24 protein-coding genes and 1 tRNA gene are annotated in these 26391 nt (G+C 54.2%); 10 read left to right on the top strand and 15 right to left on the bottom strand.

All coding sequences use genetic code 11. The annotated features are described in order from the left end of the window. Positions 1 to 57 precede the first annotated feature (57 nt). Both AB1E42_RS09640 and scpB read left to right on the top strand, forming a co-directional pair. Positions 58 to 822 (top strand): ScpA family protein, encoded by a 765-nt coding sequence (locus AB1E42_RS09640; RefSeq protein ID WP_368344033.1) that lies wholly within the window; start codon positions 58 to 60, stop codon positions 820 to 822. Then, positions 815 to 1462, top strand: a complete 648-nt coding sequence (gene scpB / locus AB1E42_RS09635) for an SMC-Scp complex subunit ScpB (protein ID WP_368344032.1) — start codon at positions 815 to 817, stop codon at positions 1460 to 1462. The genes AB1E42_RS09640 and scpB overlap by 8 nt, the downstream gene beginning before the upstream one ends. Here scpB and AB1E42_RS09630 read toward each other — a convergent pair. From AB1E42_RS09630 to AB1E42_RS09595, 8 genes are all read right to left on the bottom strand, one after another. Further along, positions 1459 to 2547, bottom strand: a complete 1089-nt coding sequence (locus AB1E42_RS09630; RefSeq protein WP_368344031.1) for a 2'-deoxycytidine 5'-triphosphate deaminase — start codon at positions 2545 to 2547, stop codon at positions 1459 to 1461. The genes scpB and AB1E42_RS09630 overlap by 4 nt on opposite strands. A gap of 60 nt (positions 2548 to 2607) precedes the next feature. Beyond that, a tRNA-Pro gene (locus AB1E42_RS09625) sits at positions 2608 to 2684 on the bottom strand. A 93-nt stretch (positions 2685 to 2777) separates the two neighbouring features. Then, positions 2778 to 3491, bottom strand: coding sequence for a MerR family transcriptional regulator (locus AB1E42_RS09620; RefSeq protein ID WP_368344030.1), 714 nt, complete (start codon positions 3489 to 3491; stop codon positions 2778 to 2780). An 11-nt stretch (positions 3492 to 3502) separates the two neighbouring features. Continuing rightward, positions 3503 to 3805, bottom strand: coding sequence for an integration host factor subunit alpha (gene ihfA, locus AB1E42_RS09615; RefSeq protein ID WP_368344029.1), 303 nt, complete (start codon positions 3803 to 3805; stop codon positions 3503 to 3505). Between the two features lie 72 nt (positions 3806 to 3877). Continuing rightward, positions 3878 to 4849 carry a beta-ketoacyl-ACP synthase III gene (locus AB1E42_RS09610; RefSeq protein ID WP_368344028.1) on the bottom strand — a complete coding sequence of 324 codons (972 nt, stop codon included), beginning with the start codon at positions 4847 to 4849 and terminating at the stop codon, positions 3878 to 3880. Further along, positions 4846 to 5973, bottom strand: coding sequence for a phosphate acyltransferase PlsX (plsX, locus tag AB1E42_RS09605; RefSeq protein ID WP_368344027.1), 1128 nt, complete (start codon positions 5971 to 5973; stop codon positions 4846 to 4848). Before plsX ends, AB1E42_RS09610 begins: the two co-directional genes overlap by 4 nt. A gap of 22 nt (positions 5974 to 5995) precedes the next feature. Continuing rightward, on the bottom strand, positions 5996 to 6202 hold the full coding sequence (gene rpmF / locus AB1E42_RS09600; RefSeq protein ID WP_368344026.1) for a 50S ribosomal protein L32: 207 nt from the start codon (positions 6200 to 6202) through the stop codon (positions 5996 to 5998). 193 nt (positions 6203 to 6395) lie between these two features. Continuing rightward, the gene (locus AB1E42_RS09595; RefSeq protein ID WP_368344025.1) at positions 6396 to 6821 is read right to left on the bottom strand and encodes a DUF177 domain-containing protein; all 426 of its coding nucleotides are present in this window, start codon (positions 6819 to 6821) and stop codon (positions 6396 to 6398) included. A 301-nt stretch (positions 6822 to 7122) separates the two neighbouring features. On the opposite strand from AB1E42_RS09595, the gene AB1E42_RS09590 reads away from it, so the two are divergent. Next, on the top strand, positions 7123 to 7506 hold the full coding sequence (locus tag AB1E42_RS09590; RefSeq protein WP_368344024.1) for an outer membrane protein assembly factor BamE: 384 nt from the start codon (positions 7123 to 7125) through the stop codon (positions 7504 to 7506). Between the two features lie 33 nt (positions 7507 to 7539). Here AB1E42_RS09590 and AB1E42_RS09585 read toward each other — a convergent pair whose 3' ends face one another. Together AB1E42_RS09585 and AB1E42_RS09580 are read right to left on the bottom strand one after the other, a co-directional pair. Then, positions 7540 to 9090 carry a trimethylamine methyltransferase family protein gene (locus AB1E42_RS09585; protein WP_368344023.1) on the bottom strand — a complete coding sequence of 517 codons (1551 nt, stop codon included), beginning with the start codon at positions 9088 to 9090 and terminating at the stop codon, positions 7540 to 7542. A gap of 248 nt (positions 9091 to 9338) precedes the next feature. Further along, on the bottom strand, positions 9339 to 10487 hold the full coding sequence (locus AB1E42_RS09580) for a pyridoxal phosphate-dependent aminotransferase (protein WP_368344022.1): 1149 nt from the start codon (positions 10485 to 10487) through the stop codon (positions 9339 to 9341). A gap of 278 nt (positions 10488 to 10765) precedes the next feature. Between AB1E42_RS09580 and cysS the strand changes: the two genes are divergently transcribed. Genes cysS through AB1E42_RS09565 form a run of 3 tightly spaced genes read left to right on the top strand, consistent with a single transcriptional unit; the run spans position 10766 to position 14501 of the window. Then, positions 10766 to 12133, top strand: a complete 1368-nt coding sequence (gene cysS / locus AB1E42_RS09575; protein ID WP_368344021.1) for a cysteine--tRNA ligase — start codon at positions 10766 to 10768, stop codon at positions 12131 to 12133. Then, on the top strand, positions 12133 to 13755 hold the full coding sequence (gene cimA, locus AB1E42_RS09570) for a citramalate synthase (protein ID WP_368344020.1): 1623 nt from the start codon (positions 12133 to 12135) through the stop codon (positions 13753 to 13755). The genes cysS and cimA overlap by 1 nt, the downstream gene beginning before the upstream one ends. Next, positions 13722 to 14501: a phytoene/squalene synthase family protein gene (locus tag AB1E42_RS09565; protein ID WP_368344019.1), complete on the top strand. Its 780-nt coding sequence runs from the start codon at positions 13722 to 13724 to the stop codon at positions 14499 to 14501. Before cimA ends, AB1E42_RS09565 begins: the two co-directional genes overlap by 34 nt. On the opposite strand, the gene AB1E42_RS09560 is transcribed toward AB1E42_RS09565, so the two are convergent. From AB1E42_RS09560 to cobA, 3 genes are read right to left on the bottom strand one after another with little or no spacing between them, the layout of a single operon-like run. Next, the gene (locus AB1E42_RS09560; RefSeq protein WP_368344018.1) at positions 14494 to 15735 is read right to left on the bottom strand and encodes an MFS transporter; all 1242 of its coding nucleotides are present in this window, start codon (positions 15733 to 15735) and stop codon (positions 14494 to 14496) included. The two genes, AB1E42_RS09565 and AB1E42_RS09560, sit on opposite strands and share 8 nt — an antisense overlap. Positions 15736 to 15784: 49 nt before the next feature. Next, the gene (locus AB1E42_RS09555) at positions 15785 to 17071 is read right to left on the bottom strand and encodes a cobyrinate a,c-diamide synthase (protein ID WP_368344017.1); all 1287 of its coding nucleotides are present in this window, start codon (positions 17069 to 17071) and stop codon (positions 15785 to 15787) included. A gap of 5 nt (positions 17072 to 17076) precedes the next feature. Continuing rightward, positions 17077 to 17928 (bottom strand): uroporphyrinogen-III C-methyltransferase, encoded by an 852-nt coding sequence (gene cobA / locus AB1E42_RS09550; RefSeq protein WP_368344016.1) that lies wholly within the window; start codon positions 17926 to 17928, stop codon positions 17077 to 17079. Positions 17929 to 18024: 96 nt separating this feature from the next. Between cobA and AB1E42_RS09545 the strand changes: the two genes are divergently transcribed. From AB1E42_RS09545 to AB1E42_RS09530, 4 genes are read left to right on the top strand one after another with little or no spacing between them, the layout of a single operon-like run. Continuing rightward, positions 18025 to 19080 carry a cobalt-precorrin-5B (C(1))-methyltransferase gene (locus tag AB1E42_RS09545; RefSeq protein WP_368344015.1) on the top strand — a complete coding sequence of 352 codons (1056 nt, stop codon included), beginning with the start codon at positions 18025 to 18027 and terminating at the stop codon, positions 19078 to 19080. Beyond that, a complete protein-coding gene (locus AB1E42_RS09540) occupies positions 19077 to 19814 on the top strand; it encodes a cobalt-precorrin-6A reductase (protein ID WP_368344014.1) in 738 nt (245 codons plus the stop codon). Before AB1E42_RS09545 ends, AB1E42_RS09540 begins: the two co-directional genes overlap by 4 nt. Next, positions 19811 to 20458, top strand: coding sequence for a DNA-3-methyladenine glycosylase (locus AB1E42_RS09535; RefSeq protein WP_368344013.1), 648 nt, complete (start codon positions 19811 to 19813; stop codon positions 20456 to 20458). The genes AB1E42_RS09540 and AB1E42_RS09535 overlap by 4 nt, the downstream gene beginning before the upstream one ends. Next, positions 20455 to 21123 (top strand): alpha/beta hydrolase, encoded by a 669-nt coding sequence (locus AB1E42_RS09530; RefSeq protein WP_368344012.1) that lies wholly within the window; start codon positions 20455 to 20457, stop codon positions 21121 to 21123. Before AB1E42_RS09535 ends, AB1E42_RS09530 begins: the two co-directional genes overlap by 4 nt. 14 nt (positions 21124 to 21137) lie before the next feature. Here the strand turns inward: AB1E42_RS09530 and AB1E42_RS09525 are convergent, their stop codons facing one another. Both AB1E42_RS09525 and AB1E42_RS09520 read right to left on the bottom strand, forming a co-directional pair. Then, a complete protein-coding gene (locus tag AB1E42_RS09525; protein ID WP_368344011.1) occupies positions 21138 to 24809 on the bottom strand; it encodes an efflux RND transporter permease subunit in 3672 nt (1223 codons plus the stop codon). Further along, positions 24806 to 26200, bottom strand: coding sequence for an efflux RND transporter periplasmic adaptor subunit (locus tag AB1E42_RS09520; protein WP_368344010.1), 1395 nt, complete (start codon positions 26198 to 26200; stop codon positions 24806 to 24808). Before AB1E42_RS09520 ends, AB1E42_RS09525 begins: the two co-directional genes overlap by 4 nt. Positions 26201 to 26391: the final 191 nt, after the last annotated feature.

The following is a 26391-nucleotide window of genomic DNA, read 5'->3' as shown; positions in this document are numbered from 1 at the left end:
GGGGTGTTCGACCGGAAGACAGAGGCATATTTGGCTGAAGAATTCGCAGAAGATCAAATGAGTGTCACCGAGCGCCTCGCTGCGGAGTCACTCATTGTTGATGTGGGGGCGTTTGAAGGCCCGCTTGATCTTCTTTTGACACTCAGCCGCACGCAAAAGGTCGATCTCCGTCAAATTTCGATATTGGCCTTGGCGGAACAATATCTTGCTTTCGTGGAACGTGCCAAGCAATTGCGACTGGAACTGGCCGCAGATTATCTGGTTATGGCTGCTTGGTTGGCATTCCTCAAATCACGCCTTCTGCTTCCTCCCGATCCGACCGAAGAGGGGCCGAGCGGTGAAGAACTTGCGGCGCATCTGGCGTTTCAATTGGAACGGTTACAGGCCATGCGTGAAGCCGCAGCGAAACTCCTCGCGCGAGATCAGCTTGGGCGGGACTTTTTCTCAAGGGGAATTACCGAGGACGTTGCCCGCGTAAAGCGCGTGACTTACACCGCCACGTTGCTGGATCTGATGCAAGGGTATGCGCGTATCCGCACGAAGGATGAATTCCGGCCATATGTCATGGATCGTGATGCGATAATGACGATGGAACAGGCGCTGGACAGGATGCGAAAGCTGATTGGCTTTGCGGGAGATTGGACCGATATTTCGACCTATCTTCCGGATGGATGGGGCGCCGAGCCAAGGCGGCGGAGATCGGCCACCGCAGCGAATTTCGCCGCGTCTTTGGAACTGGCCAAAGAAGGGAAGATCGAAATTCGACAGGGAGAAATCTTTGCGCCAATTCAAATCCGAAGAAAGAAAGATCGAGATGTCTGACGAGAGTTCGCCGGAGAGAGATAGCCTTTTCGAGGCCCCGCCAATGGGTGAACAAGAGCGCATGGTGGAAGCAATTCTATTTGCCACTGCAGAGCCGATAACGGTTCGGGAAATAGAAAGCCGTATGCCCCACGGTTGCGACCCTGCCGAGGCGCTTGTTCATTTGCGGAAACGATACGAGGGTCGCGGCATTTCCTTGATGAAGATTGGTGATTCATGGGCGTTCAGAACAGCTGCGGATCTTGGTTTTTTGATGCAAAAGGAAACGGTTGAAACGCGAAAGTTAAGTCGTGCTGCCATCGAAACTCTTGCAATCATCGCCTATCATCAACCTGTGACCCGCGCCGAGATTGAGGAAATCAGGGGCGTTTCAGTAAGCCGTGGAACGGTAGATCAACTACTCGAAATGGACTGGATAAAATTCGGGCGGCGGAAAATGACCCCTGGGCGCCCGGTTACTTTCGTTGTGACACAGGGGTTTCTTGATCATTTCGGACTGGAAAGTGCCCGCGACCTACCTGGTTTGAAGGAACTGCGCGCCGCAGGGCTGCTGGAAAGCAGACCGTCGCCAACTAGCACGTCCACCGAAGATGACGAAGTCGCTGAAATTGATCACCAAAGCGAACTGTTCGAAGATTAGAATGCAGTTTCCGCAGTCTTGAAGTGTTTGGAAAGCTTGAGGCCTTGCCCTTGGTAGTTCGACGCGATCTCGCGTCCGTAAAGCTGTTCCGGCACGTCCGACATGCGTTCGTAGACAAGACGTCCGACGGTTTGGCCATGCTCGAGCACGAAGGGTGCTTCGTGGCAACGCACTTCTAGGACGCCACGGGAGCCAGCGCCTCCTGCGGAATGGTGGCCAAATCCTGGGTCGAAAAAGCCAGCGTAGTGGACGCGGAATTCACCGACCATTGCAAGGTAGGGGGCCATTTCGGCTGCGAATTCAGGAGGTATGGTGACCGCTTCACGGCTGACAAGAATGTAAAACGCGCCCGGGTCGAGAATGACGCGCCCTTCCTTTAAATAGACAGGTTCCCAGAATTCGGCAGGGTCATAGTGGTCGATCAGATCAAGGTCGATTACGCCGGTATGAGGCTTCGCCCTGTAGCCGACGAGCGTTCCGTTTTTAGGGGATAGATCGACGGAAAAGCCCAAGCCTTCGTTGATGATAGGCGCACAATCGACTAGCGGGACTTCGGAATGCAGTTCTTGCAGTTCGCTATCTGAAAGCACGGTCTGACCGTCTCTGAATCGTATCTGGTTCAAGCGCATGCCCGGGCGCACCAGGACGCTGAAGGAGCGCGGGCAGATTTCCGCGTAGAGGGGGCCTTTGTAGCCCGGCGCAATTCGGTCAAACTCGACTCCGCCGTCTGTGATGGTTCTGGTCAGAAGGTCCAGCCGACCAGTCGAGCTTTTCGCGTTTGCAACAGCTTGAATGTGATTGGGCAGGTCAAGTTCTTCCATCAATGGAACGACGTAAACGCAACCTTTTTCCAAGACGGCGCCGCCCTCTAGGTCGACGCGATGCATTTCAAACTCTGCGATCCGTTCGGATACACTTGCATCTTCTCCAGCCAAAAATGAGGCCCTGACGCGGTAGGCAATCTTGCCGAGGCGAAGGTCCAAACTGGCGGGCTGAATTTGTTCGGGAATGACCGCAGGTGTGCCAGATATGACCCCGGATGAGATCATTTCCTTGATGTGTTGGCTTGGTAGAACACCTGTCATCTGCGATCCCCTTGGCTTTACAAAAACGCCCGCACCGCATGGAGCGGGCGGGCGATTTTTTGGTCGGGCTAGCAGGACTTGAACCTGCGACCTTCCGTCCCCCAGACGGACGCGCTACCAGGCTGCGCTATAGCCCGACTGCGGGTGTAAATACTGATTTGAGTGGCGAGAGCAAGGCTGAAAGTACCGCATTTTACAAACTGGCTCATCATCATCCGGCATTTCAACATCTAGACGCCGTCGCTGATGCGTTTCTTGATGGAGGACAGTCGGCTGTAGAGGGGCGCAATGCGATGCTTCCTTAATGTAAGGCGTGACCTTGACTGGTTCGCGAGAAAAGCCAAAGCCCCGGCGCTTATCGGCTCTTGAACATGTGCGGCGGCATCGTCGACCCCGGATAGAATCTCCTGCGCCTTTTCCTGCCATTGTGAAGCGTGGGGCAGGGTGTCACTGCGCACCTGTTCTGTGGGTTGAAGGGGCGCTGAAGTTTCCATTTGGACTACGTTGGAAATTTCTTCTCTGTCAGGTGTGCCAAGGAGAGTATCAGCGTCAACGGAGTTCCCATTTTCAGTGACGATGGGGGTGCTCGCGCGCGGCTCCGCCGGTGCAGCTGCGCTTGGTTCCATTACCTCGGTATTTGGGTCTGCTGGCGCGCTTTCATTGGCGAGATTGAGCGTTCTTCCAAGGCTGGCAACATGCTTGATGCCGTTCTCTCTGAGTAGTTTTTGGGCGCCTTTGATCGTCATGCCCTGCTCGTGGAGCAGAAACTTTATACCTGACAGAAGTTCCATGTCCTCAGGCCGATAATAACGCCGACCGCCAGCACGTTTAAGTGGGCGGATTTGAGAGAACTTACTCTCCCAGAAACGAAGCACATGCGCAGGCGTGTCTAACCAGTCGGCGACTTCGCTGATTGTTCGAAATGCATCGCGGGACTTTTGCATCCCCAAATGTCCTAGCTCCGGTTGCCGGTGGCAACCCGATCCTTGAGAAGGTGTGAAGGGCGGAAGCTCAGCACACGGCGTGGGTGAATGGGGACTTCCTCGCCCGTTTTAGGATTGCGTCCAACGCGCGCAGTTTTTTGCCGCACGGCAAATGTACCGAATGAGGAAATTTTGACAGACTCGCCGCTAACGAGTGCATCCGAGATGTGCCCGAGAACACTTTCCACAAGATCGGCGCTTTCGTTCCGGGATAATCCCACTTCGGCATGGACTGCTTCGGCCAGATCCATTCTGGTCAACGTCTTTTCTGACATGGGACTCCCTCGCTTATGCGTTGCAACCTTAGGCGAGGGGTAAATTGAGAGTCAATATTTCAAACTCAATGCCTACCAACGCAGGACGACTGAACCCCATGCGAGTCCACCGCCAATTGCTTCTGTTACAATGAGATCGCCCGGCTTGATCTGTCCGCGTTCGACCCCAACAGAAAGCGCAAGTGGGATGGAGGCCGCAGATGTATTGCCGTGATCTTGAACAGTGACGACAACACGATCCATGCCGACGCCAAGCTTTTTCGCTGTCGATTGAATAATGCGGATATTTGCCTGGTGAGGGACCACCCAGTCCACGTCATCGGCGCCAAGATTCGCTTTGCTCAGCGCTGTGTGGGCGGTGGCAGCCAATTTTTCCACTGCATGCCTGAAGACTTCACGGCCTTCCATCTTGAGAACGCCGGTGTTCTGCGTTGCAACGCCGCCGTCAACATAGAGAATGTCTTTATAGCGGCCATCGGAATTCAGGTCTGTGGACAGGATGCCTCGATCGGCATTGGTACCCTGGCCTTCTTCCGCTGCGAGGAGGAGCGCACCTGCACCGTCCCCGAAGAGAACACATGTGGAGCGATCGGTCCAATCCATGATCCTACTGAAAGTTTCAGCGCCGATGACAAGGACCGAGCGGGCTTGGCCAGACACGATGAGTGCATTCGCATTACTGAGAGCGAAGACGAAACCCGCACAAACCGCTTGTACATCGAATGCAAAGCCTTTGGTGTTTCCGATCAGGTTTTGAACCATCGTGGCGGCAGAAGGAAAGGTATTATCTGCGGTTGAGGTTGCGACAATAATCGCATCGACCGAGTTTGGCTCCACACCCGCTGCCGAGAGGGCTGCACGCGCTGCGTGCGCTGCAAGTTCGGAAGTGGTTTCGTTTTCCGCTGCAAAATGCCGGCGCTCGATCCCCGATCTGGAAATGATCCATTCGTTCGAGGTATCTAGCGTCTTTTCGAATTCAGAATTCGGCACGACGCGTTCGGGTAGGTAATGCCCGACGCCCTTTACCACGGCGCGAATAGTCATTGGCTTTCTGTGCCCTCACCCATGGGGGTTTCGTCCCCTTTTGTTTGGTTATCTTGGGCAAGAGCCGCGGCAGATGCAACCCGTGCCGCAAGCTTGTCTGAAAAGCCAAGGGTGGCGAGACGGTGCGCAAGCGAAAGCGCAGCCGCAACGCCGGTAGAGTCGGCGGACCCGTGGCTTTTGACCACTGTCTTATTCAGGCCGAGAAACACGCCACCATTCACGCCGCGCGGATCAATTCTTTTGCGCAAGCGACCCAGTGACGTCATTGCGAGAAGCGCGGCAATTCGAGACAGTGGGGTCTTCATGAAGGCTTCTCGAAGAAGGCCCGAAATGAGTGTGGCTGTACCTTCGCCCGTTTTCAACGCGACGTTGCCTGTAAAACCGTCGGTTACGATGACATCTACTTTCTGCGAGGGAATATCGCCCCCTTCGACGAAGCCGAGGTAGTCGAAGTCTCCGCGCGGAGCGGCTCGTTCGATCAGGTCGTTGGCGATTTTGAGTTCGGCGCGGCCCTTGTGCTCTTCTACGCCAACATTCAGGAGACCAACCCGTGGCCTTTCGATACCCATTCCATTGCGTGCGTATGATGATCCCATCATTGCATAGGTCAGGAGGTCATCTTGATCAGCGCGGATATCGGCACCGACATCAAGCACAACATTAAACCCCGAAGGATTTCGGGAAGGCCACAGGCAGGCTATTGCTGGGCGTTTCACGCCTTCTGCCTTGCGCAGACGCATCATGGAAATCGCCATTAATGCGCCTGTGTTGCCGCAGCTCACGCAGACATCAGCTTCTCCGTTGCGCACGGCGTCAACGGCCGACCACATGGATGTTTGTTTGCCGTGCCGGAGGACGTGGCTGGGTTTGTCAGCCATCTGTACGACATCTACCGCGTCCCGGACAGTAACCCGATCAGCCAGCTTATAGCGCTCGACAAGTTTCTCGAGTTCAGCTTTTGGACCGTGAAGAATCGCGCGCGCGTCAGAAACGTCAGACAAAAAACGAGAGAGGCCCGCAACGAGCGTTGCAGGCCCTTTGTCGCCACCCATTGCATCCACGGACAGAACGGTTTTCGCCTTCCCCTGAGGGGTAGCTTCAGCGCCGGTCCGGGAGATGGTCATCGGGAGCCGCCGCAAACGCAGCTTACGCTGCGTCTTCGTCCAGATCGATCTCGTCAGCCTGTGCGATCACTTCGCGATCAGCGTAGTGACCACAGGAAGGGCAAACGTGATGCGGGCGCTTCAGTTCGCCGCAAGAAGAACATTCGTTCGGGTTAGCTGCCGTGAGGGAGTCGTGGGCCCGACGCATGTTGCGGCGCGATCTTGATACTTTGTTCTGTTGGACGGCCATGTCTCAACCTTCAATATTTCGGGGGCACACATGGCCCAGATTTCGTTTCTCGACGTGATGGCGGCTCATATGACATTAGATGCTCCATGTCGAGTGCTAGTCGCATCAGTTTCGTATATGAATCCGCTTGGTCGGAGGAGGTCGGGAACATACTGCGATTTCTTCGTTTCGCAAGCCCTATTATGTGGTGATCTCAGTCGGAGTTCGATTTTTTCTCGAGTTTTTCGCGCAAGGCGGACAATCCGGCGAAAGGCCGTGTGTCTTCGTCAGTCATGGCTTTCAATCCCGGTCGGGTGAATTGAGTTTCATCCAATTCGGCGCTCTCTTTCCGCGGGAAGGTGGGGAGCGAAAGTGACAAGGCCTCAACAAACAGATCTTCGAGGTCGAGCGTGCTAGGAAGCTGTTCTTCCTCATCGTTTTCGGGCATTTCGACTTCGTCGCCTTCGGGGACGGGGAGGTCCTTGAGGTACAATCGCCTGACGGTTTCATCGATTCTGGTCGTAACCGGCTCAAGGGTGATGACGCATGGCTGGGAAACCGTTGCACCAATCTTAGCTTTCAGTTCCCAGTCCGTTTTGCCGATAGGGTTTATCGAACCGCTTAGCGTTGCCTTTTTCAACCCAAGAAGGTTCAAAAAATCTGCGATCTTTTGCCGTTCCTCTGCGTTTGGCGAGAAAGAGAAATCGTTTCTCTCATCGCTTCTCAGCTCTTTGAAGCGAATGAGTTTTGTGGTTGGTTGGGCGCCTGATCTTTCTTCCATTCTTGCGTGTGCCTCTATGCTTGATGTATCGGGGATATGAGGGCCGAAGCCGCATTACAAGGGGTAGCAAATGCCAACAAACATGAGATCCAAATATGGATTGATGAGATCTGCTGCTTTCGCATCGGTTTTAACGCTTGGACTTACGGCCTGCTCACCCATGGTAAGCAACCATGGATATGTTCCTCTCGATAGTGAAATAGACTCCATTGTTCTTGGTCGGGATACGCGCAGCTCGGTTGAGGAAAAGCTCGGCTCGCCCACTACCTTGGGCACACTTGGCGATGATACCATATATTACGTTGCAAGTCGCTTTGAGCGGGTTGGGCCTTTTGCACCCAACGAAATAGAACGGCGCGTCGTTGCGATATCTTTCAACTCGTTGGATGTGGTGTCGAATGTAGAAGAGTTCGGGTTGGAGGAAGGCCGTGTTGTGGCGCTTTCGCGCCGTGTAACGGATACGGGACTGAGCGATGTTGGCTTGATTCAGCAGCTCTTTGGGAACCTTGGCAATATCCAGCCCGGTGCCCTCGTTGACGGCTAGCCAGGCTGGACCGCTTTGGCGCGATGCACTGAATTAGCTCAGGTGGATTGGAAACTTCTTTCGAATTTCTGAGTCCGTCAGGTCATCAAAACGTGCGCTGGCCGGTTCTGAAAGGATCTTGTTTTTCCGGCTGGTCGTCATCGCCAAAAGATCGGGGCGGCCTCGCTCTTCCCATTCTTTTGGAGAGGAACGGTCCGCCGAGACAGGGTAGATATATTCGGTCTGCATCAGTGCCAAAGTCTGGTCTGATCCCAAGTAGTGACCTGGTCCGCCGAGACATACCGATTTCATCGTTTCGAGAGCGAGCGTTTCGTCCGAGACCTCGATGCCTCTGACGCAGCGCTGGGCCTGTCCGATCAGGTCATCGCCGAGTATTAGGCTCTCCAGACAGAAACCGAGAAGCGAGGCGTGCATACCTGCCGCCTCATAGACCATATTCAGCCCGGAAAGCCCTGCCATTACATTGGAACACATTTGCTCCCAACCGGCCTGCATATCTGGCAGTTTGGCATCCGCGATTCCTGCGGCTGCGCCGCCAGGTAAGCCGTAGAATTGATGCATTTGCGCGCAACCGGCGGTTAGGAGGGCTTGTTCGCCCGAACCGCCCGACATAGCGCCGGTTCGAAGATCCGATACAAACGGCCAAGTGCCAAAGATCGCGGGATGACCCGGCTTGATGCTATTTACATAAACAACGCCGGCCAGACACTCCGCCACAGCTTGCACGATCGCGCCGGCAATCGGGGCAGGGGCGGTGGCACCGGCTTGACCAGCGGAGAGAAGTAGGACGGGCATACCGCCTTCGATGCACATTTCCATGACTTGGCATGCTTCGGTGGCGAATTTCATTGGCGGGACGACAAAGCAATTCGAATTGGAAACGAAGGGACGCTCGCGCCATTTATCCTCTCCACCGGCCATCATATGCAGCATCTCAAACGCCGACGGCACCGAGTTCACGTCTGTAAACGAAGTGCCGACATGCTTCTTGGTGCCGGAGCAGCAAGCATAGATTGTGTTGAGATCCATCTCAAGCGGGTCCGTAATGTCTCGGGCGACCATGGGGCGTTGCAGGAAATGGATGTTATCCAGCGTCTCAACGATTCTTGCTGCGTCATGGATATCTTGCAGTAGGGACTCGCGGTAATTCCGGCCATCGACATCGACCACATGAACCGCCGCACCGGCGGTTCCGTAGTGCACACGGGTGCCTGAGAGCTGCAAATCGTTTCGGCTGTCGCGACCGTAGAGAGTGATCCCTCTGGCGGCTTTTGCGAGCATGTCCTCGACCAGCGTCTCCGAGAATCTGAGGCGACCATCAGAGCCGAGTTCTGCGCCGTTGGCTGTCATCACTTCAATGCCGCTTTGTGGCGCGCCTGAAAGACCAATTTCGCTGAGTGCCTGAAGGGCCGCTCGATGAATGCGCTGAATATCGTTCTCTGAAAGAGGTTTGTAAAAACCGCCGCTCATTCCGGCGCGCACCGGGCGCAGGTTTTCCGCGAGTGGGGCTGCGCGAAGTGCTGTGCGGGCTGCGCGACCGCCGGAACGGCCGGAGCTGCGTCCCTTGGCTTGAGATTGGGTCATCTGAATTTCCGTAAACGGGGGTGATTGGGGATTGCTGCGTAGGGGTCAAGCAATCAGTGCGGACGGCCACGCGCGGCACGGCCTCTGCGGGCTCCGATCGTAAGCATCACGAGATGCAGTTTCGCGCCACCAACCATGATCTTTTCGCCTCAATGTGCGTTGTGTCTCCACACGATATCAATCTGTGATCAACAAATGATCTGGCCTGAAAGCGACCAAAGGTCGTTTTTGGGCCGTGAGGCGTCACATTATGCACTTGCGAGGTCTTCTAGGAACTTGACGATCGTATGAAACCCAAATGCAAACTGTTCATCGCTGGCGGTGAACGCGATCCTCACATATCCGCGGGCGGCCTTGCCAAAGCTGTCTCCGGGCATGATAACGATCTTGTGCTCATGAAGCAGGCGGTGCGCGAACTCTATGCTGGAGAGCCCTGACTTGCGAATGTCGAGCATCAAATACATGCCCCCATCAGGCGACAAGAAATCGACGTCGGGATGTGCGGATAAGAGTTCGAGCGCCATGTTCCGCCTGCGCTCAAATGGGGCTGTGACTTCTTTCTCCAACGCCTTTCCGAGCGCGAGCGCACGCAAAGCGCCTTGCTGAATGTATCCCGGGGTGCCGTAGGTCGTGTGAGTGGCGAGGTTCTCGGCAAGGGCAATCACGTCCGGTGGGCCGCATAACCATCCTACCCGGCTACCAGTCATCGCGAAATTTTTGGAAAACGAGCCGACAACCATCGATTGCGCCGAGTTTCCGGCATCGTGCCAAGCCGAGGTGTGATGCCCGTTCCAAATCATGGCCTCGTAAACTTCGTCGGAGATCAGCCAAAGATCGTGTGCGCGGCAGATATCCCGAATGCTTTCCATAGTGTCTGGTGCGTATACTGCGCCACAGGGATTGTTCGGCGTATTGATCAGCAGGCTACGAGCGGTTTTGGCTTTTTGCGCGATTTCCGCGAGGTTGGGCTGGAAACCAGAATTTGGTTTTGGATCGATCTCTATTGGCGCGCCACCGACTGAGCGGATCGTGCCGGGGTAGGTTGCGTAGTATGGGGAAAGAAAAAGGGCGCGATCCCCTGGGTCCAGCGCTATCATGTGGGCAATAAACAGTGCGAACTGTCCGCCCGGCGTGACGAGGATGTTTTCCGCCGCTGTCTTGACGCCAGTCGTTTTTGTTATCTTGTCGGCAATTGCTTCCCGGAGCGCAGGAACGCCGCCGACAGGGGTGTAGCCTGTATTTCCAGCTTGGGCGCTGGTGAACATGTTGTCGAGGATTGGCTTGGACGTCGGAATGTCGTGTTCACCTACCGCTAAGGAGATGATCTTCTCCCCCGCGGCGGCGAGTTTCCAACTTTCATAGACAATTTCCCATCCGTCAGAGCCGGAAGGTGTCAAGTTTGAAATTTGTTTTGATGGTTTCATCAACTTAGAGAGATGGAATGAACAAGTAGCTGTCAATCCTATGGATCACTGCTTGCGTGCAATTCATGGAATAGTGGTGCTAGACCAACTGAGCAGCAAATGCTACTTAACCTTCATGAGAGAAAAAATGTGCATCATTATCGGCTGCATTTGCGCGCGCTAACATTTGTTGCGCGGGCTGCTCTTTGACGTTTTCCTCTGAAATGTAAATTGTTATGCCCGCGGGCGAAGACCGTCTTTGGGAGAAGTCTATGACTATGATCCGATTATACAATTCCAAAACCCGCTCGCGGGAGGAATTCGTACCGATCAACCCAAAAAACGTGCGGATGTATGTCTGCGGGCCAACGGTTTATGAACGCGCTCATCTTGGCAATGCCCGCCCGGCAATCGTGTTTGATATTCTTTATCGGTTTCTTACCGAAGTTTTCGGCGCGGGTCAGGTCACTTATGTGCGTAACTTCACAGACGTGGATGACAAGATCAATGCGCGCGCGGCAGCGACGGGGCTTTCGATCCGAGACATTACTGACACGACGATTGCTTGGTACATGGAAGATATGGCTGCTGTCGGGGTTCTCGAACCGACGCATATGCCGAGGGCGACCGAGTGGATTGGCGCGATGGTGGATATGATCGCTGATCTCGTGGAAAAAGGGCACGCATATGTGGCCGACGGTCACGTCCTTTTTTCTGTAGAAAGTTTCTCTGAATATGGAGCGCTGTCAGGGCGCAGTGTCGACGACATGATTGCCGGCGCCCGCGTCGAGGTGGCACCGTATAAACGAAACCCGATGGATTTTGTTCTGTGGAAGCCATCTGACAAAGATGTTCCGGGATGGGACAGCCCGTGGGGCCGTGGGCGGCCAGGCTGGCACATCGAATGCTCTGCGATGTCATATGAGTTGCTTGGGGAAAGCTTTGATATTCACGGAGGCGGCAATGATCTTCAATTTCCGCATCATGAGAATGAAATAGCGCAGTCAAAATGCGCTCATCCCGGTGGAGATTTTGCACGTTTCTGGATGCATAACGAGATGTTGCAGGTCGAGGGCAAGAAAATGTCCAAGTCCCTCGGCAACTTCTTTACCGTCCGCGATCTTCTCGATTCAGGTGTCCCGGGCGAGGTTATTCGATTTGTGATGCTGAGCACGCATTATCGGAAACCGATGGACTGGACCGCTGAGAAAGCGCAGGAAGCCGATAAAACGCTCCGGAAATGGTACGCAAAAGTGGACGCAAATGACACCTCCGGACCTGTCCCTGCCGAAATCCTTAATGCGCTTGGCGAGGATTTGAATACACCGCGTGTGCTGTCTTTGTTGCATGAATTTGTGAGCGCAGGGAGATTTGCCGATCTTGCATCGTCACTGACCCTACTCGGGTTGGTGGGTGACCATAAACCGGAGTGGGCAGTTTCACCGGATGTGGATCTGTCACGTCACGCCGAGCGTCTGACAGCTGCTCGAAAGGCCGCCATGATGACCAAGGATTTTTCAGAAGTTGATCGGCTGAAAGCTAGATTGCTTGACGCGGGTGTTGAGGTGCGAATGTCAAAATCAGGGGTCGAACTCGTTCCCGGCAGCGATTTTGATGCGGGAAAGCTGGAGGAAGTTTGATGCCAAAAGAGAGGCTGTATCTTTATGATACGACGCTGCGGGATGGGCAGCAGACACAAGGCGTTCAGTTTTCGACGGCTGAGAAAATTCGCATTTCTGAGGCGCTCGATAGGCTTGGTGTCGATTACATAGAAGGTGGATGGCCAGGTGCAAACCCGACAGATAGCGACTTTTTTGACAACGCCCCAAAAACAAAAGCGGTGTTGACTGCTTTCGGCATGACCAAGCGAGCAGGACGCTCGGTTCAAAATGATGATGTGTTGGCTGCGGTTCTGAACGCGAAAACAGATGCCGTATGTCTAGTCGGCAAGACCCATGATTTTCATGTAGAAACAGCGCTGGGCATTACTCTGGATGAAAATTTAGAAAACATCCGAGCGTCAATAGTTCATGTAACCGCTGAAGGCAGAGAAGCGCATTTTGACGCGGAACATTTTTTCGACGGTTATAAGGCAAACCCTGATTATGCGTTGAAGGCGATCCGAGCTGCGTTTGACGCCGGTGCGCGGTGGATCGTTCTTTGCGATACAAATGGCGGCACGCTCCCGTCCGAGGTTTATGATATTGTTAGTGCCGTTGTCGGCGCTGGGATTCCCGGCGAACGTCTCGGAATTCATACGCATAATGACACGGATCACGCCGTTGCTAACAGTCTCGCTGCTGTAGATGCTGGCGCACGGCAAATTCAGGGTACTCTAAACGGCCTAGGCGAGCGTTGTGGAAATGCGAATTTGACAACGATAATCCCGACGCTGCTGCTCAAAGAACCATACAAGTCCCGTTATGAAACAGGGGTTACAAGTGACGAGCTGAGAGGTTTGAGGCGGTTGAGCCGTATGCTGGACGATATTTTGAACCGTCTACCTGCAAAGCAGGCGCCTTATGTCGGAGCGTCCGCGTTCGCGCACAAGGCTGGCTTGCATGCAAGCGCGATTGCGAAAGATCCGACAACATATGAGCACATCGATCCAGCTCTTGTCGGCAATAGCCGCATTGTCCCGATGTCCAATCAGGCTGGACAGTCAAATCTGCTGATGCGTTTGAAAGACGCTGGATTGGAAGTTGAGCGTGGTGATCCGGCGCTCTCCAGAATTCTTGAGCGGATCAAAGAGCAAGAAGCCCGCGGGTATTCTTATGATACGGCTCAAGCCTCGTTCGAATTGCTGGCGCGTGAAGAGTTGGGCACGATGCCGCATTTCTTCGAAGTTGAGCGCTACAGGGTCATCTCTGAGCGTCGCAGGAATGCCCGTGGTGAAATTGTGACCGTTTCCGAAGCAGTGGTGACTGTTCAGATGGGGGCCGAGAAAACAACGTCTTTCTATGAGAACGAGCATGGGGGCGCGCTGGGCGATAGTGGCCCAGTTAACGCTTTGAGCATGGCGTTGGGTAAAGACTTGGGGCGGTTTCAAGAGTATATCGCAGATATGCGGCTTGTGGACTTCAAGGTACGCATCACTAACGGCGGCACCGAGGCCGTTACGCGGGTTATTATCGACAGCGAGGATGGCAAGGGGCGCCGCTGGGCGACGGTTGGGGTTTCGGCAAATATCGTCGATGCTTCATTTGACGCGCTCGTTGATGCAATCAATTGGAAACTCTTGCGGGATGGGGCCCAGCCTTGAACATCGACGGGTGCGCTAGGCTCGTTGAAAGCGGAGATACTGAGAGGTTTCGTGTGCTGATGTCACTTGCGCCCGAGATGCGGGCGAGGTTGATGCCGCTCTTTGCTTTCAATGTTGAAGTTTCCAGAGCGCCCTGGATGACCAAGGAGCCGATGATCGCGGAAATGCGCCTGCAATGGTGGCGCGACGCCATCGCGGAAATTGGCGCTGGCGGGCTGATCCGAAATCATGAGGTAACAGTACCACTTGCGCTCGTTGTGCGCGAAAGTGAGATCGATACAGAGTGCCTCGATCAGATGATCGCCGCTCGGCGCTGGGACATCTACATGGAACCTTTTGAGGATATGGTTCACTTCGAACGCTACCTTGAGCAGACTTCTGGCGGTCTCTTCGTGGCGGCTGCGCAAGCTCTTTCCTGCAACGCCGCTGACCTTTCGTTTGCCCAGACGCTGGGTAAGTGGGCCGGTTTGGCAAACTTTCTACGCGCAGTTCCGCGCCTTGAAGCGAGCGGAAAGCGCCTATTCCACGAAAGTGATGTGCCAGTCATTCGCGATTTGGCTCAAAAGGCTTTGGCTGAACTTGCGGCGATACCAGCGCGCAAGGGTTCGGCCCTTCGGCTGGTGCATCGTTTTGGCTGGTTGGCTCGGCCGACCCTTGAAAAGGTTGTGCGAAATCCTGATGCTGTGAATACAGGTGGTCTGGAGTTTTCAGAGTTTCAAAAACGCTTTCGACTGCTATTCACTTAATCACTTTGCCCTTCACGGGGCTTGCAGATTTGGCGAGCATTGCCAGCCAGATCAGAGCTGCACCCGCCAGAGTCAGTAAAGGCAGCATCGCAATGTTGACGGCGGTCCAACCTGTTTCCGGTGTGCTTCCGGCGCAATTCATAAGCCCGCCCGATGCAAGGCTGGCGAGCGTAACGCAACCAAACACGATTAGGTCATTCATGCCCTGAACCGCGCCTTTTTCTTGGTCGTTATGCGCCGAGGATAGAAGGGTTGTCGCTCCAATGAATCCAAAGTTCCATCCAACCCCAAGGAGTGCGAGAGCTAAAAAGAAGTTCTCAAGCTCCACACCCATGATCCCAACGACACCTGCGCCGGACAGAATGATCAAGCCTGCGGCCATTATTTTGTAGGTGCCGAACCGGTTGATCAGGTGTCCGGTTACGAACGAGGGGAGGAACATCGCAAGTACATGAGCGGTCACGATATCGTTGGCATTGTTCGTGGTGTATCCGCAACCAACGACGGCGAGGGGCGTTGCGGTCATGACAAGATTCATCAACGCGTAGCTTACCATGGCGACAATTATTGCGACTTTGATTTTTGGATCGGTCAACAATTCGCGGCGAGTGCGCGAGGGGCGCACCACTGCTTTGGTCGTTTCGTCAGGCGATTGCGTTCCTGATTTCAATCCGAAGAACAGAAAAAGCCCCAAAAGGTTTATGACGACGATGACCACATAGCTGCCTAGAAATGGAACGACAAAGGTATCTTGGACCAATTTATTGAGCTGGGGGCCCAATATCGCCGAGATCAGTCCACCTGCCAAAACATAGGAAATGGCGCGAGGGCGGAATGCCTCAGACGCGGAGTCCGCGGCTGCAAATCTGAAAAAGCCCTGTGCAGACATATATATGCCGGAGAGGTAACTGCCTGTTAGGAATATCAGGAAAGAACCCTGATAGAGACCGATAGCTGAAACCATAGCACCTGCCGCACCCGCGAATGTGCCAATTGTAAAACCAAATTGACGGCCCCTCCGCTGCATTAGTGGGGATAGCCAAGGTGCGGTTGTCATCGAGCCGAAAATCACCATCGAGATAGGAAGGGTCGCCCAGCAGGGGTTTGACGCCAGCATGCTCCCCGCAAGGCCGCCGATCACAAAAATCATCGGCAACTGTGAGCCTAGTGTCGCCTGTGCGATTACAAGGATCAGGACATTTCGCTTTGCGTCGGTAGTTGAAAAAGCGGTCATGAGCCCATCTGTAGATAATTATAAAAAGATCGCAATGTTTGATTGTTACTCAAATCGTTGGGTTGATTATGTGGGCAAAGGAGCCGCTCACATTTCCGTCGCAGAGGCCCATGTCTGGTAGGGGGGCCCCTTCCGCATCCCAAGCCTGAAATAATGGTGTGCCAGTCGACTGTACGGTCGTGGCAAAATGAAATTCGTGCGCGGCGATCTGTGCTGTATCTTTGTTCCCGAACCTTTTCAGGGTGCGATAACCGAGGTGCAGCTTTCGTTGCGCGAAACTTGTGTGGAGGTCGAGCAGGCCTGCCATTCGATGATCGCGACCATCGGCTGAGGTTAAGGTATGCCCCAATACCATGTAGCCGCCGCACTCTCCGTATATTTTAGTAGTGAGGGCAGTACGTCGTAGAGACGTTAGGAATGTAGATGCGGACGCTATCGTTTCAGCAAAGAGTTCCGGATACCCCCCCGGAAGGTAAACTTGATCGGCGTCGGGGACAGGATCGTCGGCCAGAGGTGAAAAGAAACGAATTTCAGTTCCGGTTTCCTGCCAGTTTTTTATGAGATGAGGGTAGACAAAAGCGAAGGCTTTGTCCTTAGCGACGGCGATGCTGTCATAACTTTTTTGAGGAGTTTTATCGGAACGGGTGCCAGGCTTGTGAAGTGGAGCCGCAATTTGCTCGACGGCATCGATGTCAACGGACTCTTCAATCTGCCTTGCGGCTGTGTTGCTGAAGCCGTCGATATCTTCATGTTCCAATGCCTGTACGAGGCCGAGATGCCGCGACGGGAGAGACAAAGTAGTGGATCGGTATACGCAACCGGCGACCGGGATCGGTTGGTTCGAGAGTGCCGTTCTCAAGATGCGCTCATGACGGGGAGAGCCGACGTTGTTTAAGATAATTCCGCCTATCCGCACCTCGGGATCAAAGTTGGCGAACCCTTTTACAAGCGGAGCGATGGAGTGGGCCATACTTGCTGCATTGACTACGAGAAGAACCGGAAGTCCCAGAGCCTTTGCGAGGTCGGCTGCTGATCCGCGACCGTCGGGCGGGGCGCCATCAAACAGCCCCATCGCAGCTTCAATAATGAGCAGGCTTCCGGAGGCATGCTCGGCTGCGCGAATTCGTAGCGTATCAGGAGCCATAGCCCAGGCATCCAGGTTGAGGGATGTTGCTCCCAAAGCCGCTTCGTGAAACTGCGGATCGATATAATCAGGACCGGATTTGGCAGCTGAAACGCTCCGCCCGCGTTGTTTAAGCGCTCTTAAGAGGCCGAGGGTAATCGTGGTCTTGCCGCTTCCCGAAGACGGTGCAGCTATGATGACACCTCGGCCCAACACGTTCAGGATGCCTCGGCAGGGCGTCCTCTGCCCAACGGATCCAAGTTGCGCGGGGCTTCTCCTCGGCCCTGACTTTGCCAGTCTAGAACTTGTCGCATTTGTACAGAACGACCGACGCAAATAATCGCTGGAGGCTCAAACCCCTCAGCCTCGATGTCCGCGACGACAGCGCCTAGCGTGGTTTCGAGTACCGATTGTTTTTCCGTGGTTGCGTTCGATACCACGGCTACCGGCTCAGAGAGCGATCTGCCTGCCTTGATCAGCGCTGCTTGAATCTGGGAGATGTGCTTCATTCCCATGTAAATGACGATGACTTGGCTCCCTCTCGAAATTGCTGCCCAGTTGAGAGAATCAGGCGTTTCGCCGGTTTGATCATGGCCGGTCACAAATGTAACGGATTGGTTTACGTCTCGGTGTGTCACTGGGATGCCAGCATATGCCAAGCCGCCGATACCAGCCGATATTCCGGGGATAATTCTAATTGGGATACCATGTTGTACAAGCGTTTGCGCTTCCTCCCCACCGCGCCCGAAGACGAACGGATCTCCGCCTTTGAGGCGCAACACGCGCTTGCCTTGATTGGCTAAATCAACGAGGTGAAGGGAGATGTCACGCTGTTTTGCAGATGGTTTACCGCCTCTTTTGCCCGCATAAATGTGCTTTGCTTGCGGTGCCCATTTAAGAATTTCTTCTTGCACCAATGCGTCAAAAATAACCACGTCGGCCTGCCGAAGGCCATTTAGCGCGTGTATTGTTAGCAGGCCGGGATCCCCTGGACCCGCACCGCATAACCACACCCAGCCAGGCTCAAGAATTGGCCAATCCATTGTCGGAAAATCAAAAGAGTTGCTCATGGGGACGTTATGCCTTGTGTCTTGCCGCTGATAAAGATTGCATACGACAAAGAAAAGTGGATTGGCGGCATTTAACGGGGTTTCTATAGTTCGGCTGTGAGCGATACTTCATCTAATAATCTGCGCCGTGGGTGGACGACGGGGGCCTGTGCGACCGCTGCGACAAAGGCAGCGTTGCTTGAGCTGTTGACGGGTAAGCCAGTTTCCACCGTGTCAATCCGACTGCCAAGAGGAGAAATGCCTGTCTTTGACATCACGCATCATGCTTCCGGAGATGGTTGGGCTGAAGCCGGTGTCATCAAGGATGCAGGTGATGATCCGGATGTCACGCATGGCCTTTTGATTGTTGCGCGTGTGCGGTCTTCAGACGGTGGGGTGCAATTTGCTGCTGGCGAGGGCGTTGGCAGGGTGACGCGGAAAGGTCTTCCTCTCGACGTGGGGCAACCCGCGATCAATCCTGTCCCACGGCAAATGATGGACGAAGTGATTTCGGAAATCTCTGTCGACTATGGAATAAGTCCAGATTTTCGAGTCGAGATCTCAATCCCTGGTGGACGCGAAATTGCAAAAAAAACTTGGAACCCGAGGCTGGGCATTGTGGATGGATTGTCGGTCCTAGGCACAACCGGAATTGTTAGACCGTTTTCTTGCTCCGCTTGGATTGCCTCTATTCACAGGGGAATTGACGTCGCGCGCGCTGATGGCCTCATGCATGTTGCGGGAACGACCGGCGCGACGAGTGAAAAGGTCGTACAGAATCTCTACTCGCTGCCAGATCATGCTATGCTTGATATGGGCGATTTTGTTGGGGGAATGCTCAAGTACCTGCGACGACATCCTGTTCCGCAGCTGACGATCGGTGGTGGGATAGGGAAGATGAGCAAGCTTGCACTCGGAGCGATGGATCTGCACTCTTCCCGAAGCCAAATTGACTTTAAAAAACTGAGCGAACTGATTGGCGATGATCGAATAGATGGAGCGAACAGTGCATTGGATGCATATGAGCGCGTAGGGGAGAAAATGGCTTTGAGGGTCGCTGAAGCCGCCAAGCGAAACACTCTCTCCCAATTCGAAGGTTATTTTCCTCCTGAAAAGTTAAACATAGTCGTGATCGATCGATCTGGTAATGTGCGCGCCAAGGTGGAGGGATGACGGTTCTGTTACTCGCGGGAACGCGAGACGCCCGCCAAATCGCCCAACAGTTTCATACTTTGAAAATTCCTGCGATTGCATCACTAGCAGGTGAAACAGATGATCCGGCAAAGCTGCCGATCCCGACCGTTTCGGGGGGCTTCGGAGGCGAGGCCGGATTTGTGGAGTTTCTTCAAAGGAACAATATCGGCATGGTTGTCGATGCTACGCATCCTTTTGCCTCTAAGATTACAGAACGAACATATGCAATCTGTCAGGCATTGGCGTTGCCTTTCGTGAGATTTGAACGTGGCAGATGGTCACCGGAAACTCATGACAATTGGCGGTACTTTGATACGATCCGCGATGCTGCGCTGGCGTGTCGAGAGGGAACTTCGGTCTTTATCGCTACGGGACGCAAAACCTTTTCTGATTTTGGTGAGTTGCGAGGCTGCAAGGTATTCGCTCGTCAAATTGAACACCCTCAAAAACCATTTCCGTTCGCGAACTGGTATATTCTGACCGCGCGACCGCCTTACTCTCTCGATGAGGAGCGCAGGGTTCTCCGGGAAAATGGTATCGATATTTTGGTGGCTAAGGACTCGGGTGGAGTCGACGGGGCGAGTAAATTGATAGCTGCCAGGGAGTTGGGGGTAGAGGTGTTACTAATTTCTCGCCCAAATCAGCCAAATGAAATTGAATCTGTGAGCTCATACAGTCAGGTCATTGCTTGGGTGGAGCAACATTACAAATGACCATGTCACATCAAGGCAGTCATAAGGTAATCAACACCCAAAATGACTTACATAAAGGACTGGAAGAGTTGGCTCGCCTTGAGCCTCGCTTTGGAGAGCTTTTTACCCAACTTGGAATGCCGCCATTGCGGCGAATTGAGGCGGGTTTTCAGGCGCTTGTCAAAGCAATCGTGTTTCAGCATATCAGTCGCGCTTCAGCTGAGAGCATCTGGCGGAAACTTGTCGCACAGGGCCTGATCACAAAAGAAGCGTTGTTGTCGGCAACCGATGAAGACTTGATTCAGACCGGTTTGTCCTACCGCAAGAGACATTATGTGCGGCGGCTTGTGGAGAGCGATGTTGATTTTACCCAGTTGAATAAATTGAATGACCAAGACGCTATTTCTGTTCTCGTTTCTTTGGAGGGGATCGGCAGGTGGACGGCGGAGGTGTACCTTTTGACAGCAATGGGCCGTGCGGATGTCTTCCCTGCTGGAGATCTGGCTCTGCGGAAGGCGGTGCAGGAGATTTGGGACCTTTCCGAACCGCCTCGTAAGACTGAGTTGCGTGCTCTGGCGGAAGAGTGGTCGCCTTGGAGGGCGGTTGCCGCGCGGCTTCTATGGGCCTACTACGGTGCCGTGATCAAAGGCGAGGTAAAGAGATGAGTAGAGTTCTGGAAGCGCTCCGCCGCGAACCTTTATCAGGTGAAGCGAGATCGGTCGTGATCTTTTTGCACGGTTACGGCGCAAATGGCGCGGATTTGATGGCGCTGGCCGATCCATTGGCTGAACATTTGCCAGATACCTTGTTTCTAGCACCAGATGCCCCTGAGGCATGTGCGGGTGCCCCTTACGGATTTCAGTGGTTCCCGATCCCATGGATTGACGGATCAAGTGAAGAGGAGAGCCGCCAAGGATTATATCGTGCGGCAGATGATCTGGACGCATTTCTTGATGGCGTCATGGTCGATGAAGATGTGCTGCCTGAGCAGGTTTTTGTTCTGGGGTTTTCGCAAGGAACCATGATGGCACTTCATGTGCTACCCCGCCGTGAGGATGCAATTGCTGGGATTTGTGCCTTTTCAGGGCGTTTGCTTGAACCGGAATTTCTGAAAGATGATGTTCTGTCGCGTCCGCCGGTTTTACTGGTCCACGGTGATCAGGATGACGTCGTTCCGATTCAGGCACTTCCTGCCGCGGCTACAGGTCTGCAAGAAGCGGGTTGGGAAGACGTATTTGCACATGTCATGAAAGGCACAGGTCACGGGATCGCTCCCGACGGGCTTCAAGTTGCGCTTGCCTTCATGCAGGACCGCCTAGGCTATCGCTAGGCGGACTCCAAGGTTTATTCGGCGGCGCGCAGAGTTTGGGTCGTGCCGAACGTACTGGTCGAGTCTTCCGACCAAATGATCTCGGGTGATTTGACACCGCGTGCTTCGCGCATCGTTGCCCAGTCTCTTGCGGCTTGGCTGCCGCGACCAAACGACAGCTTTGCCAGCAGCCGAGCGGCCCATCGTGCATAAGTTGTGACCCAAACTCGTAGAGCCAGCATCGATGGGGTGAAAATAAGGGTCAGGACTGTCGCGATACCGAGGCCGAATACGACCGCAGTTGCGAGCTGCTTCCACCAAAGAGCGGTTGGGCTGTCGATTGTGTATCCGCCGTTCCAGAAGTCCAAGCTCAAGCCGAACATCATAGGTGTTAGACCAGCCATCGTTGTAATCGTGGTGAGCAAAACGGGCCGAATGCGGCTTTCTGCGGTCCGTGTAATTGCCTCGATACGGGGCATGTACTGCTCGTATTCTTGATAGGTATCGATCAACACGATGTTGTTGTTAACCACGATACCAGCCAGCGCGACAATACCGGTGCCCGTCATGATGATCGAAAAAGCCTGATCCATCACAACCATGCCGATCAGAACACCAGCAGTTGACATCACAACTGCCAGAAGCACCAGAGCGGAGTTGTAGAAGCTGTTAAATTGCGCCAGCAAAATGATGAACATGAGGCCGAGCGCACCTGCGAAGGCTGTTGCTAGGAAGGCGGTGCTTTCCTGCTGATCTGCGAGGTCGCCAACCCAACTGTATGTCACAGTTGAAGGCAGGTTGGCTTCGGTTGAGAGCCATTCCTCAATCACTTCGATCCGCTCGTTGGCGTTTACAGCGATCGACTTTAGGCTGCCGTCATTTATCCCAGACATCAGGTCTTCGTTCGACTGAAGATCTGTCTCAGCAAGAATTTGACGAACTTCTCCTGTTGCGCTGTCCACGATTTTAACAAGTCCCATTTCGACACCCGCCTGGATATCAAAATAGCGCATTTGGTCTACGCGATCGATTTGCGCCAGTTTGGGAACGGGCGTCCGTGTCACGAAGTTGGACAATGGGATCAGGCCGGATGGTGTCCTGACCCTTAGCGTATCGAGTGTGGACAAGACTTGGTACTCTTCGGGGAGACGTACCCGAATTTCGATTTCTTCGTCAGATGTGTCGACCCGCATGGTGTCGAGGAAGATCCCGCGGGTCACCAACTGCACCATGCCGCCGACTGTCGCCACATCGGCCCCGAACCGACCTGCCTTTTCGACATCGACATCAAGTTGCCAGTCAATACCGGGCAGGGGGCGGGTGTCTTCGACAAGAGTTAGGCCGTCTATGCTGTCAAATTTTTCGCGCACACGCGCCGTCAAATTGATCAGTTCCGACCAGTTGTCGCCTTTCAAGCGTAAGTGAACCGGCTTTGACGAAGCTGGACCCATCGCCAAATTCAGGATTTCTGTCTCAATTCCTGGGATCTCGTTCAGCCGGTTCTGAAGTGTCTTTATGACTGCATTGCCACCAAGGTCAGCAATTGAAACATCGGGGTTAGACGCTGCAAATTCGGCGCGCTCTTCCCATGGCACCAATTCCAGTTGGAGCTGCCCGATAGCGTCGCCCGGTCCGCCTGCACCAGCTGTATTTTGATTGAGGCCACCGGCACCAGCGAACGAGAATACGCTGCGGACCCCCTCGACGGTTAGGGCGATTTCTTCCGCTTGCTTGACCAATGCGTCTTTTTCAACAAGCGAGAGATTTCCGCGCGCCTGCACATAGACGATGGCCTGTTCCGGTTCCGTCTCGACGAAGAATTCGACACCTTTGTTGTTGTCGGAATAGAGCGCGAAGACCCAAGCAATGAAGAAGCCAACCGCTGCGATGGAAACCAGCGGCATGATTGGATTGCCGGCGATAAAATGAATGCAATGTCCGAAGACGGAGCGTTTGTAACCTGCATTAACCTTGCGATCTTTCCGTTCGAAACGTGCAGCGCCAATGGTGATCGAAATGGAAACACATCCTACGAGGAACAAAATAATGCCGGGAAGGGAGTCAACGAGCCCACTCGTCTGGCGCGCTACGCCCGAAAAGTAGCCGGGGTTGAGGGTCAACATAGCGCCGGTAAAGACTGCGATGCCTGACGCAACAACCAAAGCGGCGCGGACGATCCAAGGCGTAGAGTGTCTAAGGGCGTTTGAGGAACGCGTGAACACGCGACTGACCCTACCCGATACGCCGCCAACGACCGGAAGGTAGACAAGCGCAACGACCAATGCAGCGGATAGAACGAAAATCAGTGTTACTGGCAGCATTCCCATGAACTCGCCCGGAACTCCCGGCCAGAAGAGCATTGGCAAGAATGCGCAAAGTGTTGTGGCCGTCGAGGAGATAATCGGCCAGAACATTCTCTTTGCGGCTTCCACATAGGCGTGCATCGGGCCGGATCCCTCAGTGATCCGCTTGTCGGCATATTCAACGACGACGATTGCACCATCTACGAGCATGCCAACGGCCAGAATGAGGCCGAACATAACGATATTGGAAATGGAAATTCCTGTTACCGCCAGAAGTGCGAAAGTCAGCAAGAATGATGTTGGAATCGCGAAGCCAACCAGAAGAGCTGGTCGGGGTCCGAGCGAGGCGAGCACGACGATCATGACAAGAGCGATCGCCGTAAGGACGGAGCCTTCAAGTTGGCTCACCATCGAGGAAACGTTACGGCTTTGGTCGTTGGAAGTTCCAACGCTGATGGCGGACCGCAGTTCTTCCGGCCAGCCAGTTTCGATCTCGGCAACGGTTTCTTTTACCAGTGTAGCGGTATCAATGAGGTTGAACCCTTTTCGCTTCACGACTTGAAGCGCCACGGTATTTTCCCCGTTGAAGCGCGCTGTCGAAACACGGTCTTCGAAAGCGAGACGGATTTCGGCCAAATCCCCTAAAGTGACGACACGGTCGCCGTTCGTTTTGATAGGCAAGCTGTAGATGTCTTGCGGTTCATCAAAAGAAGAGGGGATCTTGACGGCAAATGTACCTTGATCGGAGGTCACCTCACCCGCTGCAATGAGCAGGTTATTTTGTGTCACTACATTGATGAGATCACCGGCAGTGACGTTATAGGCTTCCAGTCGCAGTGGATCGATTTCCACAAGAAGCATTTCATCCCGCTGTCCCGTGAGCTGCGCTTCGAGGACAGCGTCAAGGCTCTCCAAACGGGTTTGCATATCCTTGCCGACTTGGATCAAGGTCCGTTCGGGGAGGCTGCCGGTCAAATTGACGACGATAATGGGAAATTCCGAAAAGTTGATTTCGTTTACGGAATATTTGTCGGCGCCAGATGGGAATTGTGCTTCGGCACTGTTCATGGCGTCGCGGACGTCGGCCATTGTGCGGGTCTTGTCCCAGCCGAATTCGAACTCCAGCGCCACACCTGCATAGCCCTCCGAGGCTGTCGACCTCATGCTTTTGAGGCCGTCGAGATCCGCAAGTTCCGCTTCCATTGGTTTCACAAGAAGAGTTTCCGCATCAGCGGCCGAAATCCCGGGAAATGGAACAGACACAAACAAAGCGGGGATTTCGATGTCGGGTTCGCCCTCTTTAGGCAGGCCAACATAGGCGTAGCCGCCAGCGAGCAGTGAAAGCGCAATAAATGCGAGGATCATGCGGGCTCTGGAGGCCGCCCAATCAACCAATCCGGTCACGACTTTGTCTCCTCAAGAGTTACAGCCACCTGTACGCCATCTGTTACATATTCTTGGCCGATGGTGATAATGCGCGCGCTTTCGGGAAGGCCGGTCACCCATACGCCTTCCTTACTGTCGCGAACAATATCGACGGGTGTAAACCGGACGATATCATTTTCATCGACGACGCGCACGCCTAGCAGCCCTTCATTGTTAAGTGTGAGGGACGATTGTGCCAAAAGATGTGCTGTTTGCCCCGCTGTGGCGAGCAGCATTTCAGCAGTCTGTCCATCACGAATACGGCCTTCACCGTTAGCGACCTCAACTTCGACACGGAAGGTTCTGGTTGCTTCGTCTGCCGAGCGCGATAGGAAGTTTACATTGCCGAAAACCTCCTCGCCCGTAGCCAGCCGAGCTGCGGCAGGTGCGCCAATGCTGACTTTTGATACGTCGGTTTCAGGGATGAAACCCACCAACCTGATTGGCTCCAGTTGTATAACAGTCGCACACAGTGAGCCTTGCTGTAGCAAAGCACCTAGCTCCGCGGCGTCTGTCTCCAAAATGCCCGAGAACGGGGCGGCGATTTCCAATCTTTCAAGCTCGGTCCGTGCGCGAGCAACGGACGCTTCGGCCGATGCTATGCCTGCTTTGGCGCTCTCGACGGCGGATGATGCTGACGCTACACCAGCTTCAGCGCTGGCAATGGATGCACCAACACCCTCCAAGGCGCTCTCTGCGCTGCTGACCCCTGACTTTGCGGATTCGAGTGCTGCCAGGGCGTTTGCTACACGGGTTTTCGACGCAAACCCTTCGGTCTCGAGGGTTTGGGCTGTGCGTGCGTTGAGATCGGCTTCTTCAAGCCGAGCGATTGCTTCGCTCCGGCGCGCCATCGCCTCGGCCAAGCGGGATTGAGCCTCCAGCAAACGCGCTTCGGCTTCGGGAATCCGTGCCTCCGCCTCAGGCAATCGAGCTTTGGCCTCCGCCAGCCTCGACACTGCCTCCGCGAGCGCGACTTGACGCGTTCCCGGATCCAGTCGGCAAATTACCTCGCCTTCTTGAACGCGGGAGCCTTTGCGAAGCGGTTCTGAAATGACTTTACCGCTCGTCTCTGCCCGCAGTTCTACCTGCCGCGCCGCTTCGGTGCGACCTCTTACGATGACGGCGTTTTCGAGCGGGCGCGCGACTGAGTCTCTGGCGACAACTTTCACCAAGTTTTCGGGTGACACTTGTATCTCAGTTGGTGTCGCATCGCTCGACGAAACTGCAGTATCACCGGAATCTGCGGTTTCATCCGTAGACGCTGCGCTGTTTTGTTGGGACACGAAGTCAAAGAGCATGTCCCGCTCAATGACGATGAAATATAGAGCGATCGCTGCAACAATCGCGGAAATGATCGGGAAGATCCTCATTTACTGGTCCTTCGTGTACCTTTGCGGCCTTGGAGATATGCTCTCTACGACGATGAGCAAGCCGTTTGTTCATAGATTACGCTAAACTGATCAGTTCAGATCATTTTTTTTGACGTTTGCTGCATTGCCGCATCACTTGTCGGCGCGGCTGGCTCTTGGCAAATGCGCGTTGATGCGGCTAATTGGGGCAA

The sequence above is a fragment of the Pelagovum sp. HNIBRBA483 genome, assembly GCF_040931995.1.
In the GTDB taxonomy this organism is placed as follows: Bacteria; Pseudomonadota; Alphaproteobacteria; order Rhodobacterales; family Rhodobacteraceae; genus JAEPMR01.
Note: the sequence above shows the minus strand (reverse complement) of the source record. Positions and strands in the feature narration are given on the sequence as shown.

What these genes read in the sequence shown, in the direction of transcription:
- AB1E42_RS09640 (WP_368344033.1), top strand. Translation starts at nt 58, where the DNA reads ATGAGTGTCACCGAGCGCCTCGCTGCGGAGTCACTCATTGTTGATGTG.
- scpB (WP_368344032.1), top strand. Translation starts at nt 815, where the DNA reads ATGTCTGACGAGAGTTCGCCGGAGAGAGATAGCCTTTTCGAGGCCCCG.
- AB1E42_RS09630 (WP_368344031.1), bottom strand. Translation starts at nt 2,547, where the DNA reads ATGACAGGTGTTCTACCAAGCCAACACATCAAGGAAATGATCTCATCC.
- AB1E42_RS09620 (WP_368344030.1), bottom strand. Translation starts at nt 3,491, where the DNA reads ATGCAAAAGTCCCGCGATGCATTTCGAACAATCAGCGAAGTCGCCGAC.
- ihfA (WP_368344029.1), bottom strand. Translation starts at nt 3,805, where the DNA reads ATGTCAGAAAAGACGTTGACCAGAATGGATCTGGCCGAAGCAGTCCAT.
- AB1E42_RS09610 (WP_368344028.1), bottom strand. Translation starts at nt 4,849, where the DNA reads ATGACTATTCGCGCCGTGGTAAAGGGCGTCGGGCATTACCTACCCGAA.
- plsX (WP_368344027.1), bottom strand. Translation starts at nt 5,973, where the DNA reads ATGACCATCTCCCGGACCGGCGCTGAAGCTACCCCTCAGGGGAAGGCG.
- rpmF (WP_368344026.1), bottom strand. Translation starts at nt 6,202, where the DNA reads ATGGCCGTCCAACAGAACAAAGTATCAAGATCGCGCCGCAACATGCGT.
- AB1E42_RS09590 (WP_368344024.1), top strand. Translation starts at nt 7,123, where the DNA reads ATGGTAAGCAACCATGGATATGTTCCTCTCGATAGTGAAATAGACTCC.
- AB1E42_RS09585 (WP_368344023.1), bottom strand. Translation starts at nt 9,090, where the DNA reads ATGACCCAATCTCAAGCCAAGGGACGCAGCTCCGGCCGTTCCGGCGGT.
- cysS (WP_368344021.1), top strand. Translation starts at nt 10,766, where the DNA reads ATGACTATGATCCGATTATACAATTCCAAAACCCGCTCGCGGGAGGAA.
- cimA (WP_368344020.1), top strand. Translation starts at nt 12,133, where the DNA reads ATGCCAAAAGAGAGGCTGTATCTTTATGATACGACGCTGCGGGATGGG.
- AB1E42_RS09560 (WP_368344018.1), bottom strand. Translation starts at nt 15,735, where the DNA reads ATGACCGCTTTTTCAACTACCGACGCAAAGCGAAATGTCCTGATCCTT.
- cobA (WP_368344016.1), bottom strand. Translation starts at nt 17,928, where the DNA reads ATGAGCAACTCTTTTGATTTTCCGACAATGGATTGGCCAATTCTTGAG.
- AB1E42_RS09540 (WP_368344014.1), top strand. Translation starts at nt 19,077, where the DNA reads ATGACGGTTCTGTTACTCGCGGGAACGCGAGACGCCCGCCAAATCGCC.
- AB1E42_RS09535 (WP_368344013.1), top strand. Translation starts at nt 19,811, where the DNA reads ATGACCATGTCACATCAAGGCAGTCATAAGGTAATCAACACCCAAAAT.
- AB1E42_RS09530 (WP_368344012.1), top strand. Translation starts at nt 20,455, where the DNA reads ATGAGTAGAGTTCTGGAAGCGCTCCGCCGCGAACCTTTATCAGGTGAA.
- AB1E42_RS09520 (WP_368344010.1), bottom strand. Translation starts at nt 26,200, where the DNA reads ATGAGGATCTTCCCGATCATTTCCGCGATTGTTGCAGCGATCGCTCTA.